The organism is Heliorestis acidaminivorans (assembly GCF_008933955.1).
Classification (GTDB): Bacteria; Bacillota; Desulfitobacteriia; order Heliobacteriales; family Heliobacteriaceae; genus Heliorestis; species Heliorestis acidaminivorans.
The window spans coordinates 198,164-218,647 of the sequence record NZ_WBXO01000005.1 but is presented as its reverse complement, the minus strand read 5'-3'; the positions used below and the strand labels follow the sequence as shown (position 1 = coordinate 218,647).

At 38.6% G+C, this 20,484-nt stretch carries 18 protein-coding genes and 1 riboswitch; of the genes, 1 reads left to right on the top strand and 17 read right to left on the bottom strand.

Annotation, left to right across the window (positions count from 1 at the left end; genetic code table 11):
* The 12 genes from hcp to F9B85_RS08555 all read right to left on the bottom strand — a co-directional run bounded on the left by hcp (position 1) and on the right by F9B85_RS08555 (position 13,022).
* Complete coding sequence (hcp, locus tag F9B85_RS08610; protein WP_151620028.1) at positions 1–1,629, bottom strand: hydroxylamine reductase; 1,629 nt, start codon at positions 1,627–1,629, stop codon at positions 1–3.
* A gap of 226 nt (positions 1,630–1,855) precedes the next feature.
* Positions 1,856–2,863 (bottom strand): CRISPR system precrRNA processing endoribonuclease RAMP protein Cas6, encoded by a 1,008-nt coding sequence (cas6, locus tag F9B85_RS08605; protein WP_151619979.1) that lies wholly within the window; start codon positions 2,861–2,863, stop codon positions 1,856–1,858.
* Complete coding sequence (locus F9B85_RS08600) at positions 2,826–3,530, bottom strand: hypothetical protein (RefSeq protein ID WP_151619978.1); 705 nt, start codon at positions 3,528–3,530, stop codon at positions 2,826–2,828. The genes cas6 and F9B85_RS08600 overlap by 38 nt, the downstream gene beginning before the upstream one ends.
* A gap of 97 nt (positions 3,531–3,627) precedes the next feature.
* Positions 3,628–4,575: a DevR family CRISPR-associated autoregulator gene (locus F9B85_RS08595; protein WP_151619977.1), complete on the bottom strand. Its 948-nt coding sequence runs from the start codon at positions 4,573–4,575 to the stop codon at positions 3,628–3,630.
* A gap of 15 nt (positions 4,576–4,590) precedes the next feature.
* Positions 4,591–6,366 (bottom strand): hypothetical protein, encoded by a 1,776-nt coding sequence (locus F9B85_RS08590; RefSeq protein ID WP_151619976.1) that lies wholly within the window; start codon positions 6,364–6,366, stop codon positions 4,591–4,593.
* Between the two features lie 56 nt (positions 6,367–6,422).
* Positions 6,423–8,918, bottom strand: coding sequence for a CRISPR-associated helicase Cas3' (gene cas3 / locus F9B85_RS08585; protein ID WP_151619975.1), 2,496 nt, complete (start codon positions 8,916–8,918; stop codon positions 6,423–6,425).
* A gap of 277 nt (positions 8,919–9,195) precedes the next feature.
* Positions 9,196–10,128, bottom strand: coding sequence for a type I-A CRISPR-associated protein Cas4/Csa1 (cas4a, locus tag F9B85_RS08580; RefSeq protein ID WP_151619974.1), 933 nt, complete (start codon positions 10,126–10,128; stop codon positions 9,196–9,198).
* 120 nt (positions 10,129–10,248) lie between these two features.
* Positions 10,249–10,797: a CRISPR-associated protein Cas4 gene (gene cas4, locus F9B85_RS08575; protein ID WP_243138119.1), complete on the bottom strand. Its 549-nt coding sequence runs from the start codon at positions 10,795–10,797 to the stop codon at positions 10,249–10,251.
* 12 nt (positions 10,798–10,809) lie between these two features.
* Positions 10,810–11,094 (bottom strand): CRISPR-associated endonuclease Cas2, encoded by a 285-nt coding sequence (gene cas2, locus F9B85_RS08570; RefSeq protein ID WP_151619973.1) that lies wholly within the window; start codon positions 11,092–11,094, stop codon positions 10,810–10,812.
* Between the two features lie 7 nt (positions 11,095–11,101).
* Positions 11,102–12,151 (bottom strand): CRISPR-associated endonuclease Cas1, encoded by a 1,050-nt coding sequence (gene cas1 / locus F9B85_RS08565; protein WP_151619972.1) that lies wholly within the window; start codon positions 12,149–12,151, stop codon positions 11,102–11,104.
* A 180-nt stretch (positions 12,152–12,331) separates the two neighbouring features.
* Positions 12,332–12,760 (bottom strand): type II toxin-antitoxin system HicB family antitoxin, encoded by a 429-nt coding sequence (locus F9B85_RS08560; protein WP_151619971.1) that lies wholly within the window; start codon positions 12,758–12,760, stop codon positions 12,332–12,334.
* A gap of 46 nt (positions 12,761–12,806) precedes the next feature.
* Positions 12,807–13,022, bottom strand: a complete 216-nt coding sequence (locus tag F9B85_RS08555; RefSeq protein WP_151619970.1) for a type II toxin-antitoxin system HicA family toxin — start codon at positions 13,020–13,022, stop codon at positions 12,807–12,809.
* A 1,077-nt stretch (positions 13,023–14,099) separates the two neighbouring features.
* A riboswitch (molybdenum cofactor riboswitch) is annotated at positions 14,100–14,230 on the top strand.
* Positions 14,231–14,425: 195 nt separating this feature from the next.
* Here F9B85_RS08555 and F9B85_RS08550 point away from each other — a divergent pair.
* Entirely contained in the window at positions 14,426–15,268 is an 843-nt protein-coding gene (locus tag F9B85_RS08550; protein ID WP_151620027.1) for an ABC transporter substrate-binding protein, read from the top strand.
* 96 nt (positions 15,269–15,364) lie between these two features.
* On the opposite strand, the gene F9B85_RS08545 is transcribed toward F9B85_RS08550, so the two are convergent.
* The 5 genes from F9B85_RS08545 to F9B85_RS08525 form a co-directional block, all read right to left on the bottom strand.
* Positions 15,365–16,165, bottom strand: a complete 801-nt coding sequence (locus F9B85_RS08545; RefSeq protein ID WP_151619969.1) for a M48 family metallopeptidase — start codon at positions 16,163–16,165, stop codon at positions 15,365–15,367.
* A gap of 312 nt (positions 16,166–16,477) precedes the next feature.
* Positions 16,478–17,365 carry a putative beta-lysine N-acetyltransferase gene (ablB, locus tag F9B85_RS08540; protein WP_151619968.1) on the bottom strand — a complete coding sequence of 296 codons (888 nt, stop codon included), beginning with the start codon at positions 17,363–17,365 and terminating at the stop codon, positions 16,478–16,480.
* Positions 17,362–18,639 carry a lysine 2,3-aminomutase gene (kamA, locus tag F9B85_RS08535; protein WP_151619967.1) on the bottom strand — a complete coding sequence of 426 codons (1,278 nt, stop codon included), beginning with the start codon at positions 18,637–18,639 and terminating at the stop codon, positions 17,362–17,364. The genes ablB and kamA overlap by 4 nt, the downstream gene beginning before the upstream one ends.
* 125 nt (positions 18,640–18,764) lie before the next feature.
* A complete protein-coding gene (locus F9B85_RS08530; protein ID WP_151619966.1) occupies positions 18,765–19,679 on the bottom strand; it encodes an ABC transporter substrate-binding protein in 915 nt (304 codons plus the stop codon).
* A gap of 102 nt (positions 19,680–19,781) precedes the next feature.
* Positions 19,782–20,423, bottom strand: a complete 642-nt coding sequence (locus F9B85_RS08525; RefSeq protein ID WP_151619965.1) for an ABC transporter permease — start codon at positions 20,421–20,423, stop codon at positions 19,782–19,784.
* Positions 20,424–20,484 lie beyond the last annotated feature (61 nt).

Below are 20,484 nucleotides of genomic sequence, written 5' to 3'. Positions count from 1 at the left end.
TTAATTCAAGATAGCATCTAAGTCCTCTTCAACTGTTGAAATCGGCTTAATATTAAAGTTTTCTACCAGAACATTAAGCACATTGGGCGTAATGAAAGCCGGCAAAGAAGGACCTATGCGTATGTTCTTAATTCCAAGATGAAGTAAAGTTAGTAATATTGCTACTGCTTTTTGTTCATACCAAGAAAGAACGAGCGAAAGTGGTAAATCATTGACTTCACAGTCAAAAGCGTTAGATAAGGCTACAGCTACTTGAATAGCTGAATAAGCATCGTTACACTGCCCCACATCAAGTAGACGTGGTATACCACCTATATCGCCTAGTTGACTATCGAAGAAGCGGAATTTACCACAGGCTAGTGTTAAGATGACCGTATCTTGAGGTGCTTTCTCTACAAAGTCAGTATAATAGCTCCGTCCTGGCTTAGCACCATCACAACCGCCAACTAAGAAAAAGTGCTTAATGTTCCCCTCTTTGACTTCATTAACTACAGCATCTGCTACATTCAAAATAGCATCTCTAGCAAAACCAGTCAAGACTTGGCCTTTTTCTTCATCTTCAGCAAAGCCAGGCATAGTGAGCGCTTTTTCAATAAGAGGTGTAAAGTCCTCTTTGTCAACATGGGCAACACCAGGCCAAGCTACCAAGCCTGATGTAAAAATGTTTTCTTTATAAAGGTCTTGAGGCTCTTGTATACAGTTTGTGGTCATCAGGATAGCACCGGGAAACTCTTTGAACTCTTTCTTTTGGTTTTGCCAAGCTGTTCCGTAGTGACCATAAAAATGTTCATATTTTTTTAGGTCAGGATAGCCATGAGTCGGTAACATCTCACCATGTGTATAGATATAGATACCTTTACCATCTGTTTGTTTGAGCAGTTCTTCTAAATCTTTAAGATCATGACCTGATACAAGAATAGCTTTTCCTTTCTTGTGTCCTAGTGGCACGGAAGTAGGCACAGGATGTCCATATGTTCCTGTATTAGCTTCATCTAATAATTGCATTGCTAGTAAGTTAATTTCTCCACACTTTAAGGTCAAACCGATCCAGTCTTGTAGTGTAAGGCTCTTGTTACCAATAGATGCTAATGCTTCGTGGATATAAGCCGCCACTTTGTCATCGCTTTTGCCTAATATGTAAGCATGATCTGCATAGGCAGCTAAGCCTTTGATGCCATAAATCATTGTTGCTTGCAAAGACTGAATATCTGCATTTGCTTCTTTGTCTGTCAGTAGTCCTACTTCTTCACCTTGTTCCACCAGCTTAGCTAGTTCGGTAGCACCTTGAAAAGTTGTTGATGGACAGGAAAAGTCAACTTGACCACCCTTTGAGGCTACTTGCACCTTTAGTTTTTCTCGTAGTGCAAGGCATTGTAATATTAACTCTTGTAATCTAGTTGCGTCAAAGTTTACGTTAGTTACTGTGGTAAATAAAGCTTGGTAGGTGAAAAGGTTTACCTCGTCATCTACAAGGCCTTGATTACGTCCTTCTTGAGCAAAGATGGATAGCCCTTTCAAAGCATACAGTAAAAGATCTTGTAAAGCCGCAATATCTGGCTTCTTCCCACAGACCCCTACAACAGTACAACCTGTTCCTTTTGCTGTTTGCTCACATTGGTTACAAAACATAGTCAAAGAAAAACCTCCTTGTTGTTAGTGGTAATAAGCCTTTTGTTAATAAACCTTCTACAAAGATTGCAAATTCCCTCTGTTTTTGCGTGAACTTTCTCATGTTTTTGCTGAAATTATCAAAATTTATAACTTGATAGTTACCTTCTTTTAAGAAGCCGATACTATTCAAGTTAACCCTGTAGTAACTCTTTATCACCACACAACACCTATCTTCCTAACCTGCTTATTCAATCTCCAGCGCCCCGAGACCAAAACTTGCCGCTTTTCCTAGATGAATCAACTGACCCCAAATTAGTAGAGGTAACAATTCTTTCAACGCTTCCCCTTCTAATACTAAAGACCCCATAATGCCGCCTAACTTCATCTTCGAATTCTGCCTGCTTGAGTATCGTTCCCAATCAACCCATTCATACTTTTCTTCTCGTACCTGTAAAGAATTAGCAAGTTCAATATATTTATAAAAATCAATGCTCCATTGTTGTTCACCATAATAAGCCGTAATCACTGAAAGCCTTCGCATGAGGCCCCGAATCAACAAGGGCGCTGTTAGCTTATTCTGAAAGTGTTTATCTGCTTTAAGGCGTAAAGGTGAGTTAAAAGTTACCTTATAAGTTTGCGACCCTTTATTAACAGAGGAATATAACAGCTTATTGACTCTTGCATCAACATCGTAAGCCGATAAATTAACCTTATTGGTAAGATTCCACTGGCCTTTTTCGAAAATAGCATGTCTATCATTCGTAAAAGGATTAAAAAGATATGCTGATATAATGCTGGAACTTTTGAGTCCTTTACCAATTCCCTTTTCTAAAGCTCTTGAAAGTGCTGACAGTAAGTACGGTGCAAAGGGGATCGACTTACCAAAAATAGTAATCTCCACTTCAAAAGTTTCTCCGGGCTGATACATTGTTCTTCCATCCGTTAAGGGTCTAAGCACAAAGGGTGTAGGAATCTCTTGACCTTTTGCGAAAAGTCCTTCCTGCTCTTCTGGTACAACAGGATTAAATAACATGGTAACGGGACAAATCATCTGATAAAAACAGCCATTACAGTCTTGTCCTTTTCCTGCCGTACAAGACATTTCACGCAGAGCATGTCCAAAAGCACCGCGTAAAGTGGAACCTGGATAAGGGGGCAAAAGCAAGCCATTTGCCCCCGCTGAAATAACTATTCGAAAACGTTGTAATTTCAGATCAGGATGAGGGAAGGGACTGATAGTGAGTATAGCCATGTGATGTAGCTCCTTTTACACCCATTAATACATAAGTCTTAAAAACTCTGTCTTCAAAAAGTTTTAATCTTGTTGGCGAATAGGAGTTAAAAGCATCAAAAGATGATTGCCCAGCCATATCATCCATGATTTGTATGACCATCCCTTTATCAATTGATTGACTGGCTCTACTTTCGTGCATTTCCTGCCATTCTACAGAAAAATCTTCAGACAACTCTTTAGTTTCCCACTGTTTTTGATATTGAACAAAACTACCTCGTTTTCCAAAATAGTTAACCATCGTTAAAAGACGCTGTAAACGCTTCTTTTCTAAATCTTGTAAGTTAGAAATGTCAAAAGCAATATAGAGTAATCCACCCCAGTAAACATATTGTCGTAACCCAACAGTATTTTGATAGGTTTCGTCGCCTTCGCGAGCTTCTTTTAAGATTTTGACAAAGCTGTTGTTGACCACTATAGAGTCAGGAAGCTTGAAGGCTATTTTTAAGGGACGAAGCCAATAAAAATCTTCTTCACCCTTCCCATCCCATCGGAATGATGCGTTGATCAATGCCATTTTTACTGTATAAGGTGTTGGAATAAGATGGCTTTTACCACCAGAACTTGTCGCAGAAGAAAGACGCAATGAAAAAAGATTAGATGCGCTAAAGGAACTAATGAGCCACACAGGTGATCACCACCTTAACAAAAAGGGTAAGTAGATTAAGAAAAATCTAACCCTGTTTTTTAATAACCTTACTTTTTTTATAACAGTACTTATTTGCTTATAATGATTCTGCTAGATCGGTCATGATTGCAACTAGCTCTGCAAGATTATTAAATTTCTTACAAGCTATCTCATTACCTTCCCAGCGATTTAATTGATCTACAACGTCCATAATCTCTTGCTCATAACTATCTTTCAGAGGCGAAATAGTTGGTGCTGGCGTCATATTGCGCGAAGTGGTTATTACACCGGTAATTGATAGAAGATGAGGATGTTGAGTGCTTCTATGAGCACCATTTAGTTTTACAAAGCTGTGTATAAGGCTTCTCACCATTGCTTTTTGTCGTTTTCTACGTTCTTCATCTTCAATTACATATTCTCTCTTTACGTCATGAAAGCCTACTCTATCTAGTTCTACATTCACAACCATTGCGTAGATGCCCGAGTTAGCAGGTCGATAGAAGATGTTTTGACCAGTGTTTGAACCATCATCAGCACCAGTACCGCCACCGCGACTTTCCGAATCAAACTTAACATGAAAGTATGATTCTGTACGGGTTTTTTCTGGTATACCAACTAGCCAACCAAATTCAACAACAGATTTGCGGGCAACAGAACGTTTGCCTTCAGTAATCAGGATTCCTTCCAGATCGTCAGCAGTACAGTGTCTAATTACTTCTGTTAAGGTCCCTATGTTATCTTTGCTATCGATCTTTTCAATAGACTTAAAAAAATCTCGATCTACGTTAATTCGGTTGGCATTAAGTCGATTACAACCAGAACAAAGAGGTAACTTTGCTTCTTGAGCAATTGGGATAAGGCATTCGTTCTGAATATGCTTGAGCATATCACCACTGACGGCGTTTGTTTCAGTAAGTTCGCCGTTCTGATCTACTATATGAACCATTCTTGTCTTAAGGTGGTTACCTTCACTTCCTTCATTGTTCAAGCAGTGCATGTCCAAAGTTACTTGAGCACAAATAGAAAGTGACTTGAATTCACTCATTATATAAACCTCCCCTTACCCTTCTTTTTTTGCTTTCTTAGCAGAGCCAACTGCAGCAAGTAGCATAGTTACAGGTTCTGGTCCAAAATCATCAATAAGTTCAACCAATTGAATTACCTGTTCATCTGTCACATTTTGGCGATAAAATGTTTCTTCTTGATCAGGCCTTTGTACTTGCTTTGATGTAACTTCTGCTTTTCTTGCATTTTCGTAATTGTAGGAACTAATGAAATCACCTAGCAATGCTACAACATCTTTCTTCGACCTTGCTTTGCGTTTGAGATCGCTTAATAGACCGTAATGAATCTCGTACTCTTGCTTACCTTGCGCTTTTCTAAATTGTTCTGAAACAGTAGCCCGACGAATGGCATCGGCAACTGCTTTAAAACCAGGGTTGCTAACAATCACACTGTAACCTTTATTCAACGCTATCACCAACCTTTCTAATAATTCTTCGCTCATTCTTATTCGCTTCTCTTTGGAGCTGTTTGCTGTTTCACGAAAAGCAAATAATCCGTAGTTTACAGAAAAGTTCAAAAGGTCCTTGAGGTTACCTGATGATATGAAATCTCGGTATTGAAAGAGCAACTTTGCTTCTTCTGAATGTTCTTCTTTCAGCCAGTCTATAATGCTTTTGTGCTCATCTAAGATGCCCAACCATAAGTCAACATCTTCTGCTGTTTCAATAGGAAACCAACCTGGCAACCCAATTGAACTTACATTAATTAGTGCTTTACCTGTACCTAGGCTTTTGAAATAGCCATTAGCCACAGCAGATATTACTTTTTTGGGTGTCTTTTTGCGTATCGAGTCGATTTCTTCTTGTTCTTGTTTTTGTTGAGACTGATATAAAAGCTCTCGAGCCATAGCAATGATGTTTTGAATATCTATCTGACAAGAAGATTTTTTAAAATGCTGAACCTTTACAAACTTATCGCTTAACTGTTCCAAATAAGTAAAAGTGACATCAGCTGGAACGATAACAGCTATTTTTATATCATCGCGAATATTGTAGGCATTAGCTATTCGATGAACTGCAATATAACGAAGGTATTCTGCAAACCAATCTACATAAGACGAAGGCAATCCTGCTAAACCAGTGCCAGTTGGCTTGGTCCTATTCACTCCTTTTCCAATAATAGGATTTAGGGCTTGTACTGCAGACACTGAAGGAGAAAAAGCTTTTTTTCTTTTTTTATGTTCTTTTTTATTTGACTTGCTTGTTTGAGCTGACAATATTAAATGTTCTTGCTGTAGTGCCGTTTCTGTATAGCTCTGTAGTTTTTCTAATAGAGCTTCACGTATTTCCTCTGGTTCAGCTTGTGAAATTTCTTGAAGCAATTTGTTGTGACTGTTGAAAGCTTGTAGTACATAGAGATTTTTCATCAAACTGTGTCGTGGATGCGGTTTATCTTCTTCCATAGCTTGATACACATCTTCAGTAACTGCTTTTTCTTTCTTTAGCTTTTTGTTTTTCTCAATTTTTTCCCAATATCTCTTTTCACGCTCTTTTTCTTCTTCATAATCATATTGATCGTATCCAATTGGCACTTGCTTATCCTTCTTCGTTGAAAAATAAGGGTAGCCTGGAGCCTTTACAATTCTGTTAAAGTTCCATTCTTCAATAGGTTTAGCTCTTCGTAAGATAATTTCATAATAAGAGCCTCGATCTGTTATTCTTTCTACATTTTTTGGCATTAACATATTGAGAAAGTAACCTAGCCCAACAGCCTCTAGTACATCTGCATAAGTTCCTGTCTTTTGATAGACTCTGAAAACAGGCTTTTCCAAAGGTTTTTTCACCTCCTGTTATTAAAGTAGCTTATCTCAATAGTGAGTACCTAAATTTAGTATCTCACTATAGAAGCCTGATCAGCCAAGCGTACACGTCGTAATAAGAAAAGAGTGAAGAGAAAAGCTTTTTCTGTAATCTTTTCGTTTTCATAGTCTGTCTCTTGCGGTTGAATAAGTAAACTATTAAGTTCTCTATTGTATCTTTTGGGATCACAGTGAAAGAGTTTATGCTGTTTAACTTGTAGATCCACTAAATTATTTATATTTAACTCATGGCCAAAAAACTTTTGTTGCCAATTCTTTAGAAATACTATTACATCATCATCAATAACTGGAAAAGTTGTATCCTTCTCCATACTATCTCCTTTGGCACCATGGTGTCTGGCAATAGTTGTAGCAATAGCTCGACTAATTAGTTCTTGTTCTTCATCCCCTATGTTTAGAGGTTCTAAAAATTTTTCACTCAGCATGCGGTAAAAATAAAGTGCTCCTTGAACGGCATGGCCTGGTTTTTTACCTAGCCTTTGATTTAGCTTTTTCTCTAGACTAACCATGTAAGGATTTAGTGGATCATAATCACTATGAGCCAGTAAGGACTTTTCCTCTTGTCCACTTAACTCTTCTTGATAAGTCTTTATCCAACATTGCCATTCTATGGTGGTTTTGCCGCTATCATGTAGGATGGTCGCTACTTCTCCAATCCACTCCATTTCATTTGATGAAAGCTCAAAAAGCTCTGCCCATCGGTTAACTGCCGATATATATCTAGGTCCTTCAATCCGGTATTGTTCTATGGCTCTTTCCATGTGTTTTGTAAGTTCTTCTCTAGCGTAACTGTATAGTTCTCTTTTTGGTATTTCTTGAATTGTTTCTTTAGACTCGAAGTTTCCTTCTCTCCCCAGTTGCAAGCCTAATTCCGAGTCATAAGCAACACACTTTGGAGATAGGGCGAGCAAATACTCTCCTTCAACTTCTTTGCTATTGTTAATGGCACTCCAACTCAGTGTTCCGTCTTCTCTTTCTTTAGCTATCCATACTAAGCCTTTGATTTTATTTTTTTCAATATTTTTAATAAATTGATGTACTATGCTAGGATGTAGTGAAAAACGCTGTGGTTTCCTGCGAAGATCTAGTAATTCTGGATTGTGGTGGATTATAATGTTGATAGTTGGTGCATTTCTTACATGTTTACGCAAGGCTGTTGCTGATCCTTTGCCAAAAGAATCTATAAATACTTGATCTATTGCTTCAGTTACTACATCGCTATCCTGTAATAATTTAGCATCCAAATGACCATGAATCAGGTCTACCCAATCTTTTTCCTCATTAAAACTAACTTTCTTGTTACATAATTGAGGAAGTGTGTCCCAAGTTTTATCAATCAAAGTTGGTAAGTCTACTTTTTCTTCTGTTCCTTTGAAAAAGGAACTGTAGCTACTAAAGTAAGGGCTGTAGCTACGTTTTCCATCTTCTTGTACATCATAAATATATACTATTCCTTCTCCGCCAAATCTAGCTACTCTACCAGCTCGTTGTATTAATGCATTTGCTGGCGCTAGTTCTGTATGTAGAATATGTGCAGAAATATCAATACCTGCTTCTATAACTTGCGTACTAATAACAATTCCAGAACCCTCGCCCCGAGGACCGAAGTTTGTTATTATATCTTTTTCTATATTCGCTCTATCTTCAGGTAGAAATCGAGAATGAAGAAGCCATGTATTAACAGCCATATTTTCTTGTTTTATTTTACTTTTTAACTTTTCGTAAAAAGACATGGCTCTTTGAACAGTATTAAAAATTGCAAAAACTCTAGTTCCTTCTACGTAAGAGCGTAAAACTTCTTCTACTGTTAGCGCTTCTTGCTTACGTATAAAAGTGCGCCTACTTATCCTTTTCTTTTCAATCTCTATGAGCTCTTCTGTTGTCGGTTTTATATTGGTGGCATTACAACGTGACGCTATTTCTGAAACTATACTTTCCGACATAGTCGCTGTCATCATCAATGCACAAGCTATGCCTTGGTAACGTCGTACTAGATCAAGTGCAGTAGGTAATGCTTCTCTTGTTGATAATAGGTGTATCTCATCAAATACTATATAAGATCCTGCTAAGGCACCAGCTACTATGGGTGCACTTTTGCGGGTGACTGCATAAGGGTGAAGTATGTAAGCTGAAAGAAGTTGATCGATAGTACAAAAGATAATATCGCCTTCTAGATAAGGATCATCAGACATTTCACCAGTTTGTAAGGTTACTTTAAATTTTCCTGGAAATTTTTTGTCTAATGTTGCTTTGACTTCGTTATACAAAGATTTTCCCAAGGTACGTAGTGGAACAGCATAGATTAATCGATCAGCCCAAGGAAGATTTGTTAGTTTTGCATAGATAAAAGGAAGAATAGATGCCCAAGTCTTTCCTGAACCTGTTGGGGATTGGAATATAACTCGCTCTTTTTCTAATACGCCTTGAGCTAATCTAATTTGAATGTCGTAGGCGACCTTTTTGTCAGTAATATGATGAAAGAGTTCTTTAAGCTTTGACTCCAAATCATATCCTCCAATAAGTTATTTTCTTATGTTTACTATATTAACTATATAGTATGTTAAAATTACCATTATTGTCAATAACGATTTGAGTAAGTTTTCTCAAAGTTTTGTTTTGATTTTTCTTTATGCTATACTACTACTAATTGACCGGTATATAACGGGGCTGAAAGATAAGATATTTATCTTTTGTTTTCTATTTGACCCGCTGTTAGGGGTTATATTATTAAAAATAGACCCCTTGCTTCACTACATTAACATTGAAGCAAGGGGTCTATTTTTATTGACAATGGCCTTTGTAAGGACAAGTATGGGAACATGCACTAGCTCGCCCGGGATCAATTTCTTCTTCTATTAATCTTGCCTTTTCATCACGGCTTTCTATAAACCACTGGCGTAGTTCGTCGCTAATAATGTGTATATCCCGGTGTATCAAAATGCGATTATTAACAAAGGACACATAGACGAGGCAACCTACATTTACAGGATACTCATACATTGCTTCCATGACCAAGGCATAACCAGTTGTCGTTAAGCGGTGGAATTTGCGTGGTTCTCCAAACTTTAAATCAACAATCATAGATTCTCCAGAATGAAAAGCATCTGTACTTAAGTGTCTACTTAGGCCTAGGAAAGAACCATCTAACTTATGTTCAACGACTATAGGTACGGTTAGAGCTGCTAAGGAGTCTTCGCCTATATATGGTTGTTTTACTAATGTTTCTTGTAGTCTTGCTTTAATTCTATCCCTTTCGAATTCTAGTAATAAATTCCCTTTCTTTCTTATCTCTTCTTGCTCTTTTTCTGTTAATGCTTCTATGCTTTTTTGAAAAGATTCATTTATAACATCAGTTAACTGAATTTTATTAAGCTCATCAATTATTTTCCCATGGGCGCTAACACCGTAAAGGTAAATTAATTTTTTTGTATTTACGATAATTCTAGCAACAATAGCATGAAATATCTTTCCTCTTAACATGGCTTCATTAGGTGGTTGATAAATCTTTTCGACACGACGAAGATATAGATCTCTTGCTGAATCACAGTAAGCACCTGCTACTTCGTATACTCCTAAAGTTGTATCATAAACCGGTGATAAAGGTGCTTGATTCCAGTTCCATCCTCGTAGTTCTTCTGCTACACCTTCCATTCTTGCTTTAGGCAAATAGTAGCGCAATAGTTTTTTTTGCTCTTCTGAGCTCAGAAAAAACATAGCTTGGTCAACCTTTCAATATATTACGTCTTCACAGTAACGTCTGTATTCACAGTCTCTACATCGACCTACTTGAATTTTTACTTCTGGTATAGACTCCTTATTGATCATGGTTCGAATTTATTTCATTGTTTCTTTAACGTAATCGCGCATGTAAGTGGTAATCTCTACAGGGATAGTTTTTTCTTTTGGAAAGCCCTTTTCTTTCCCTTGAAAAGGATCGAGAATTTTGAAGAAACCTTTGCGGATCGGTCGATTGTAATGTTCTTCTAATAGCATAGCGTAAGCTGTTAGTTGATACTTATGGTTAAGCCCTGGTTTTCTGCGCGTAGATTTCACTTCTACAGGAAAAATATCAGTACCTTGAAGAAGATGTAGGTCTAGCTTTCCTTCAAGTCCTAGTCTTCTGGAGTATATATAAGTATGAAACTTTTTTAATCCTTGAGGCATATTGGTAGATCCTTGTCTACTTTGTAATTCTTCATCTTTATAAGCCATAAAGTTACGACGTTGTTCCAATTTGTCGAGCCTTTCATGAGCTTCTTTACCATAATCCATTTTTTTTGATATCTTTTTTGGCACGGGTAAAACATAAGTAAAATAGGGAATTCTTGGACAATAAACATACTGTTTTATGTCTGTTACTTTAAGTATAATTTTTTGTTCCATTAGCTCTACAACCTAATCGTTTGTTTCTTCGATCTCACCTATTGGTAATTCCGAGGTATTTATAACCTGTGTAGCTAAACGCAAATCTTTATCACAGATAGGGAAAAAATATATTTTGCCAACTGAATCGCCAAGAATTCTACGCATTCGTTGTCGCAGTTCTTCTCTGCGATTTGTGTTAAGTTCGCCAAAGAAAGCACTGTATTGAATGTGTTGAAGACCATAGTCTTTACAGGCTTGAAATATTTTGTTGCGTATCTTGTCCTTTTCGATATCATAAATCAGTAAAGTTTTCATTTGACTGCTACCATCCACAGATAAAGGGTTTGTATGTGTGGTCACCACGAAGGTAGGAGGCTATTCTTCTACTTTGCCTTAAAATTATTGCTTTCAATGGATACTTCTTGTTATCAAAGCGCTCATTACTATTTAGCCGTTTCTCTATTTTTTCTATTAGTAATTGCTTAGTTTTATCGCTAAGTAGCTCACCATTCATTGAAATGTCTGCACCTTGTGTTATAAGCGCAATGACTGAACGGTCTACTATGGGTTGTCGAAATTCTTCAATAAGGTCATAGACAAGACTACTTTTTCCTGGTCGATCAACATGCAGATAACCCGCATAAGGATCTAAACCAGCTTGTATAATTGCTCCTAGAATTCGTGATTCCAATATGGCATATCCATAATTTAATAATGAGTTTACTGGATCATTAGCGCCTCTATTTTCCCGACCTGGAAAATCAATTTTATCATCAAAAAGCACCTGAATTCCTTTCCAGTACTGTTGTGCTCCTCTTCCTTCTATAGAAAATAAATGACCTCGTATGTCATCTATCATAGTTCCATTAATGGGAACAAGTTCTTCAGATATTTTATCTATACTTATGCAAACCTCAGAGATTTTTTCATACACTTCACGCCGTGATGTTTTTCTGTATTTAGCAAAGTATTTTAAGGTATTGCATTGATTTTTTAATTTACTTTGAACAAAAGCTTTTGCTAAAAAAACGCTTCGTTGATCATTGTAAGCTAACAGTTGCTCTCTTCTTGTTTTGACAGTTGCTGATAGTGTTGGGGTAAAGATTTTGGCATATGGTACTCCCTTGTAATCTAAAAGATTTATTTCGATTCCCTGCTTAATTGCTTCATTGATAACATCAGTTGATATCGATACACCAGATGTCATTATCGTAACTTGTTCTACTTGAAAAAAAGGATGTTCTTCTATTACCTGACCTTTTTCTTTGACTACAAGCGTTTCGCTTTTTTTACCTAGACTCGTGCCAAAGCGCGAAACTATTATATGTTTTTTCTCACCACTTGCATTGTCAATAATTGATTGTAGATCCATATCGTAATCTCCAAATAGTTGTTATGTATATATTCTTTCGTAATTTTTATAATGTTAAACTATTTGCTCGGAAATTTAATATTATTTCTAGAATCTGGCCAGTTTTTTACACTAGTTGAGGCTTACATGATAAGAGGTAAAATGAAAACGACTCGCTATGTACGAGTCGTTTTCATTTTATTACTGGTGATTGCCTCTTGTCGTAATTCCCAAGGCTTCTTTTATCGAAGCCTGCAAGAGCTGAGAAAAGTTAAGACCAGCAGCTTCACCAGCATCGCGTAACCATCTTGGAAGAGTGCAATTTTTTGTTACAGCTTTATTAGCCGCCTCATCCCGATAGGGAGGCATGTAAACATCTACGAATACAATTCTATCACTGCTATCTAACAACTCTATGCTAGCTGGTTCAGATGGCTCTGGAAGAGCTTGACCCTGTTCTTCTTTTTCTAAAACAAGATTGGCAAGCATCTCCTTAGCTCGCTTAATACCATCTGATATACTGGAAGATAAGATAGCTGTACCTGGGAAATCAGGAAAGTACATCCCGATACCACCGTCTTCAGCCTTTTCGACTACGACAGGATAAATAACGTGATTCTCGTAAGACAAGAAAAAAACTCCTTTCTAGCAAACAAAATTCAAGGGTGGTCAGAGGTTAGAACGTAACCCCTGATGTGCGTTCTATGTTTTTAAGAGTTCCTTTCGGGATTACCTGGCCACTGCTGTGATAGCTAATGTCAGCGTATCTCTCAGGATTATCTTTGTGTATATATCGTTGGTGACTACCACCGCTTTTATGAGTTGGGGATTTGATAAAGCCTTCTTTCTTAAGTATTTGAAGTAGTTTTCTTACTGTAACTTGCTTCCCCAATATGGCTACCTCCTTTCTAACTTTATTGTAACACGCATTAGAAACACGCTCCAATGATATAAAGTTACTTTATTTTGAATTATTGCAAAATAAACCATCACCGACAGGTTGGATGGTACTTTTTTGTAACCTGTTCTTTTGTTTTCCAAACCGGAGGCCGTCGAACGCAAAGAAGCACGCCGCCTCAATGGTCTTTATGCCTCCGCGACAAAATCAGGTTTCAAACCCCTATCAAGCGGGTCATTCACTGCAACTTTGATTGTAGGCTTGCCGTACTTCTCCAACTCCTCCTTTCAGTCCCCTATCAAGCGGGTCATTCACTGCAACGCGCCTATTGTGGCAGCCGGTGGAGCTATCCTCGGACCTTTCAGTCCCCTATCAAGCGGGTCATTCACTGCAACGTTCCGCCACACTCGCATTGTATTGCCCGTTCTTATCCTTTCAGTCCCCTATCAAGCGGGTCATTCACTGCAACTAACAGCAGAACTATTACTGCCACAGCTAACCCACCCCCATAATATATATTATAAATGATACCACTCCCAAATACAGCTACACCTACCGAGCCCCCTTCAGCCTCACAAGTCCTTAATATACAGCCTCTCACCTTTCAGTCCCCTATCAAGCGGGTCATTCACTGCAACGCCAGCTTGCAATGTGGCAGCGGTAGCAGAGCATGGATACTTTCAGTCCCCTATCAAGCGGGTCATTCACTGCAACTAAAAATATCCTTGAATATGTCCATTGCTTCTTCTTCTTTCAGTCCCCTATCAAGCGGGTCATTCACTGCAACCGCAGTAGGTATGCATCCAACAATCCAATGATATAAGGCTATTCAATATCCATACCCCCCTACAAATTGGTCATTAAATTTCGCAACACTACGAACTGCTTTAAAAAGCCCACTATTTGCGAAAAAACCATTATTAGCCAAGTAAATCTTGTTTACATTGTACCCAATCTGAGACTTTTCATCAAGTATTATTCTTCAATTATTACCAACTAATCTCAATCTACTTTTCATCTTCTACGTAAGCAGGAATATTAACAGCCATCTAGAATAACAAATAAAGCTCAGAAAACTTCATACTCCGAACTGTTACTCCTAAACTTTCCTCGCACAGAGGGAGCATGGATTATCAGTCTATAGGGTCAGCGAGGAAACTTTCTGGCCTCCCATGGTGGAAAGGAGCAGGACAGTATATCTTCAAGTTGACTTAAATGATTAAAGTCCTTCTTTTCCATTGATCAAAATTGGAAAGGAGGACTTTTTTTATTGCTCCGAGAGCAAAGAAATATATTTTATCAATAATATCTTCTGTGCTTAATTAATATCGAAAAAGAAAGGCGTGTTCAATTTGTCTTTACGTAAGAAAGCATTTCCCTTACTATTAGTTTTGCTCATGTTCTTTATGACAGCTTGTGGTGCTTCCACCCCAGAGGGTAATTCTGAAGTTGTTAAGAAAGACGTAATTCTAGCCACCACAACAAGCACCCAAGATAGTGGCCTATTAGATACACTACTTCCTGTCTTCGAAGAAGAATACGGTTACTTTGTAAAAACGATTGCTGTAGGTACAGGTCAGGCCTTGGCTATGGGTGAAAAAGGTGACGCTGATGTGTTGCTAACTCATGCACCAGATGCCGAGCTAAAGCTATATGAAAATGGTGACATTCAGAACTATCGCCTTGTTATGCATAATGATTTTGTTATTGTTGGTCCAGCTAACGATCCTGCCGGTATAAAAGGCTTAGCTTCCTCCTCTGAAGCTTTCCAAAAGGTTGCTGAAGCAGGAGAACTATTCGTTTCTCGTGCTGACGATTCTGGCACTCACAAAAAAGAGTTATCTATCTGGAAAAAGGCTGGCTTAGATACTAACGGTTCCTGGTACATCGAAACAGGCAGTGGTATGGGACAAACACTTAACATTGCCTCAGAAAAAAGTGGCTATACCCTTACAGACCGGGGAACATATCTAGCTTTACAAAAAAGCTTAGATCTCGAAATTCTAGTAGAAGGCGAAACTGACCTGTTGAACATCTATCACGTAGCACAAGTGAATCCCGAGAAGTCTAATCTGATCAACGCTGAAGGAGCTAAAGCTTTTGTAGAATTTATGGTTTCTGAAAAAGCACAAAGCATTATCAAGGATTTTGGTATTGCCGAGTATGGCTCTCCCCTATTCTTTCCTGATGCAGGTAAAGATCCGGCTGAGTATGGGTTGAATTACAAGCCAGAAAAATAAGTAGAACTGAAAAAGTACTTAGTACTTTTAAACAAAAAATAAGACACTAGTAGTCTAATTATTCAATTACACTGCTAGCGTCTTATTTTTTTCTATCTACTCAATCTCCACTTCATCAACAGTTCGCGCTACAAACTGGCCATTTTTCCGAAGCCACTGGCGATATGTTTCATACTGGGGCATTAACTGTCCAACTCGCCGCCAAAACTTCGGCGAGTGATTCAATTCTTCCAAATGGCATAGTTCATGAATAATTACATAATCCAATACTTCCGGCGGCATAAGAACTAAGCGCCAGCTAAAGTTTAAGTTCTTTTTGCTAGAGCAACTACCCCAGCGAGTCTTTTGGTCTTTGATAGTTACTTTATTGTACTTAAAGCCTAGATGCTGATTAATAGTCTGGAGTCGTTCTAGAATAGTTTCTTTGCCCTTTTGTCGCAGACTATCAAGAAGACTATCACGCCACTGACTTTTTTCACCACTTGGCACTCTCAGGTAAAGACGACTTCTCTCTTCGTCGATCCCGATTTTTTCGACTATTTTGTTGCTATCTTCTATGATTAACGTTAATTGGTAAGCTTTCCCGTGATAATATAATAAACCTTTGTTTTCTTTATAACGTTTTTCATTATCTAGTAGCCGTCGCCAGTTGCCCTCTATCCAGCTACTCCGCTCTTTTAGCAAGGTCTGAACATTTTTTTCTGTCATGCTATCGGGGACACGTAAAGTTAAGCCTTCCGGCAATAGGCGCAAACTAGCATTAATAATTCCTTTACGCCACTCTATGGTAACTAGTAAGGGTTTATCTGCTAGATCTAGCTCAAGTTGTTTGGTGCGAACTGTCACTATGGTCTTTTTGGTTATGCTTTTCTTGCGAGTAGAAGAAGATTTTTTCATATGATCTTTTGACTGTCTCCTTAAAGAAAATCTTTAGCTTCCACTGTATTGATATATAGATTCTTCTATGTATCTTTGCTCTTTTCCTTTTTACAATCGCCTTTACTCTACTCCACTCTACCTTCACTGACCATAAAGAATCATAGAAATTGCTACCTACTTCATTGGTCGTAACCATTTCTCCATAAATGCTCTTCTAAGCTTCCTTCGGGATTTTGGCAAGTGATTCGTCACATCTAATAAGGTAGGAACATGAAAAAAATGACCATTTAGGCCTTACGTGCCTGATGATGGTCATTTTTTTCCGGACAACTACAACATCTTCGTCCAAATATTCATATTCTCATATCGCCCATCAATATGGCAATTGTTAATATGTTTACCTTGATATTGATAGCCTAACTTGAATAAGCCTCTGTTAGCACCAGGTTCGCCTGCTCTTACCAAGCTATAAAGACAAGCAATATTACGATTAAGCATTATTACTTCTAATGCTTTGATAATAGAACCACTTAGCCCCCTACCCCGAGCCTCCGGTTTTGTGGCCAGATCAGTAACTTCAGCATTTCGATGTTCTAGATCCATTTCTGCTGAACCAGCCGCCAGCAGTTGACCTTTTTCAAAAACACCGACAAAAAAAACATGCGTATTCATGATGTCCTTGATATAGTGCGGATCAAAAAGTGGGCTAGGATAAGATTCAAAAACTCCCCTGTATAAAGAAACAAGATTCATTATATCTTCTTTCCCTAAAGGTCGTAATGTAAAACCTAAAGGCAAGGGAGCTTCTGTTTTACCTGGTTCTGAAATAGCCATGGCTTGTTCAAGAATTCTTTGTTCTTCTATTATATAAGGGCTGTTGCTTCTCTCTTTATCAACAAAATAAGCATAGCACAATGCGTCTTGACCTCTAAAAAATCCCGGAATTTTTCCTTCTTGCACGAAACCTACTTCATGAAGTTCTTCTAAGCCAAGTTCTCTATTAATAGATTCTTTAGATTGTTGCTTTAGAAAATTCCATAATATTTTTCCAAGACCCTCTTCAGTAGCAAGCTTTACGCAGGCATTAGCCATATCTTGGTAGCCTTTGCCTTCATAGCTTAACACTTTAAGACGACTATTAATGTAATCAAGCTTTACTAGGCCTCGATAATTTGGTCCTTCAATTTTCCTATCTATAATCATATTCTTATTATTCATCGACAAGATCCCCACTCTTCTCTTCTCTGAGCTCGCAAGTTACCTTCTGGTATTAAGCTAAGCTCATTTCCTTCTAATAATATTTCTAAGCCTTCTGGATCTGTTGTTTCTTTATCTGATAAATATTCTTGAGCCATCTGGCAAGCTTCATAATCTTCTTTCGCTGGCTCACGATAGCTAGAGATAACTCCTTCGTAATTACGCAAGATGACCTTCTCTTCTGACTGTGAGATCATATATTGCGGAGCAACAGGTATTTTCCCTCCACCACCAGGAGCGTCGATGACATAAGTTGGTACTGCTAGGCCTGAGGTATGACCACGAAGTACTTCTATGATCTCTATCCCTTTAGCCACCGATGTACGAAAGTGCTCAATGCCAGTTGAAAGGTCACATTGATAGATATAGTAAGGTCGTATACGATTTCTTAATAATCGGTGCATAAGTTCTTTAATCACATATGGACAATCATTAACACCACGAAGTAAAACTGTTTGATTACCAAGTGGTACGCCAGCATCTGCTAGCATGGCACAGGCTTTTTGTGCTTCTTCTGTTAGCTCTTTGGGATGGTTGAAGTGGGTATTTAGCCATAGAGGATGGTATTTTTTGATACGCTCGGAAAGCTCTTTCGTTATACGTTGCGGCATTACTACTGGAGTTCTCGTGCCAATTCTGATTATCTCTACATGATCGATCTCACGGAGTTTTTGCAAAAGCCACTCTAAACGATCGTCAGAAATGCAGAGACTATCGCCACCAGAGAGAATAACATCGCGAACTACAGGTGTATCGCGAATGTATGCTATAGCTTGCTCTATTTGTTCTTGTGGCGTTACTTGATCATTTGTACCAGCGAAGCGTCTTCTCGTACAATGGCGACAGTACATAGAACATTGATCTGTAACTAACAGTAAGACTCGATCAGGGTAACGATGGGTCAATCCTGGTACGGGAGAATCTAAGTCTTCCGCAAGAGGATCATCAAGGTCAGCATTACCGTCACGCAACTCCAATGATAAAGGTACGGCTTGTTTACGTATGGGGTCATCGGGATCGTCTGGATCCATCAGCAAGGCATAGTAAGGTGTAATTGCCATACGCAAGCGGTCTAGTGACCTGCGAATACCCTTTTTCTCTGATTCTTTTAGGTTAATTATCTCTGATAGTTCCTCTACCGTTTCTATGCGATTTTGTAATTGCCATTGCCAGTCATTCCATTGCTCTTCTGTAATATCTCGCCATCTGGGAATGTCTTGGTAGGTTCTTATCACTGTTTATTCTTCCTTTTCCTCAATATTGATATGGATAGGAGTCTTCAAAAATTAATCTTAAGTTGCAAATGACCATGTAAGCCTAATGGCCTCATGGTCATTTGTTACTTTTAGTAGTATCCCCCCTAGGGCAGTAATCCCTCTTCCTCTAACCACATGCGAGCTACTGTTTCTGCTCTCATTCTTTCTAAGTCTACCATAGCATTTAATCGGGCCATTTCTGCTTCCGTTAATCTGCCACTAAGGCGATTAAGGATCTCTTCTAGTTGAGGTAAGCGTTCTAGTGTATCTTCTCGAACTACAGGAGCGGCATAGTAGGGTGGGAAGAAGTTGCGATCATCTTCTAAGACTTGAAGGTTAAAAGCAGGGATACGTCCATCTGTAGTAAATCCATCGATTACATCTACAGCACCATCACGCAAGGCCGCATAAGTCAAACCTGGATCCATGCCTGTTACCGATTGAAAGTTAAGTCCATAGTATTCGTTCATGCGAGCGTAACCATCAGGTCGCTCCAAAAACTCGTGAGAACAGCCAAAGTTAAGGTTAGGTGCATGCTCTTGAAGATCAGAGATGCTTGCTATGCCAAGTTCTTGGGCTTGTTCAGGTCTCATGGTAAGCCCGTAAGTGTTATTAAAGCCAAAGGGTGCGAGCCAACGTAGGTTAAACTGTACATCATAGCCTTCTTGGACAAGATTATAAATTTCATCAGGATCATCAATAGGCTCTTCACCTAAGATTACTGTCCAACCTGTACCTGTGTATTCAGCGTATATATCAACACTTCCGTTAACGATTGCTTCATGAACAACGTTAGTACCACCTAAGTAGCCTCGTCTCTCTACAACGATATCGCTGTTTTCTTCAACAAGCGTTGCCATAATATGAACAAGAACATCTTGCTCTGTGAAGTTTTTGCCTGCTATGATAATTCGGTTTTCCGGTAGTTGTCCTCCTCCAGTACCTGGTAAACAACCAGTTAGCATTGTTCCTGTAAAAAAGAGTAGTAGCGTAATAGCGATAATTTTTTTGACTTTCATTTTTGCCTCCTAGGCTTCTATTCGGGTGCTTCAGCTTAATCTTTGCTTCTTCTAATGGTAATTATCTTGGTTAGGGCTATCTTCATCTAGGTTACGACAATATCAAACTGCTTTAATTCCTTTAGGAGTAACTCTTTTTTCAACCCAAGCAAGTATCGTATCAAGAAAAATAGCCAATAGCGCGGCAGGAATAGCTCCTAGTAAGATTAGTTCATTGTAAGCTGTGGCGATACCACGAAAAATAAAGTCACCAAGACCGCCTGCACCTACTAGAGTTGCCAGCGTTGCAACGCCGATAATCAAAACAGTGGAAGTTCGTATGCCTGCCATAATAACAGAGAGAGCCATAGGCAGTTCTACCATACGTAGGATTTGCATATTGGTCATGCCCATACCACGGCCTGCTTCTTTTAATGCTGGTTCAACGCGCATAATTCCTGTGTAAGTGTTACGCAGAATTGGCAAAATGCCATAGATCGTCAAGGCAATAATAGCTGGTTGAGAGCCTATACCAAAGAGTGGAATCATGAAACCGAGTAAGGCAAGGCTAGGTATAGTTTGGAAAATGCTTGCTACACCAATTATGGGGCTGGCTAATTTCTGAGATCGTGTTAAAAAGATTCCTAGTGGCACGGAGATGATAATGGCAATAAATAGAGAGGCAAAGGATAGCCAGAGGTGTTCTAGGGTTAAAGTAATTAATTCTTCTTGACGATTGACGAGTAGTTGAAAAAACTCTTCCATAGAACCTTCCTTTATTCAATCTAGTGTATGCTCTTGCTATGCAGAGATTTATATTGGACTT

Coding starts and splice junctions, on each gene's coding strand:
- cas6 (WP_151619979.1), bottom strand. CDS start 2,863: ATGGCTATACTCACTATCAGTCCCTTCCCTCATCCTGATCTGAAATTA.
- F9B85_RS08545 (WP_151619969.1), bottom strand. CDS start 16,165: ATGAAAAAATCTTCTTCTACTCGCAAGAAAAGCATAACCAAAAAGACC.
- F9B85_RS08595 (WP_151619977.1), bottom strand. CDS start 4,575: ATGAGTGAATTCAAGTCACTTTCTATTTGTGCTCAAGTAACTTTGGAC.
- F9B85_RS08530 (WP_151619966.1), bottom strand. CDS start 19,679: ATGAAAGTCAAAAAAATTATCGCTATTACGCTACTACTCTTTTTTACA.
- cas2 (WP_151619973.1), bottom strand. CDS start 11,094: ATGAAAACTTTACTGATTTATGATATCGAAAAGGACAAGATACGCAAC.
- cas1 (WP_151619972.1), bottom strand. CDS start 12,151: ATGGATCTACAATCAATTATTGACAATGCAAGTGGTGAGAAAAAACAT.
- F9B85_RS08550 (WP_151620027.1), top strand. CDS start 14,426: ATGTTCTTTATGACAGCTTGTGGTGCTTCCACCCCAGAGGGTAATTCT.
- hcp (WP_151620028.1), bottom strand. CDS start 1,629: ATGTTTTGTAACCAATGTGAGCAAACAGCAAAAGGAACAGGTTGTACT.
- cas4a (WP_151619974.1), bottom strand. CDS start 10,128: ATGTTTTTTCTGAGCTCAGAAGAGCAAAAAAAACTATTGCGCTACTAT.
- cas4 (WP_243138119.1), bottom strand. CDS start 10,797: ATGGAACAAAAAATTATACTTAAAGTAACAGACATAAAACAGTATGTT.
- F9B85_RS08525 (WP_151619965.1), bottom strand. CDS start 20,423: ATGGAAGAGTTTTTTCAACTACTCGTCAATCGTCAAGAAGAATTAATT.
- ablB (WP_151619968.1), bottom strand. CDS start 17,365: ATGAATAATAAGAATATGATTATAGATAGGAAAATTGAAGGACCAAAT.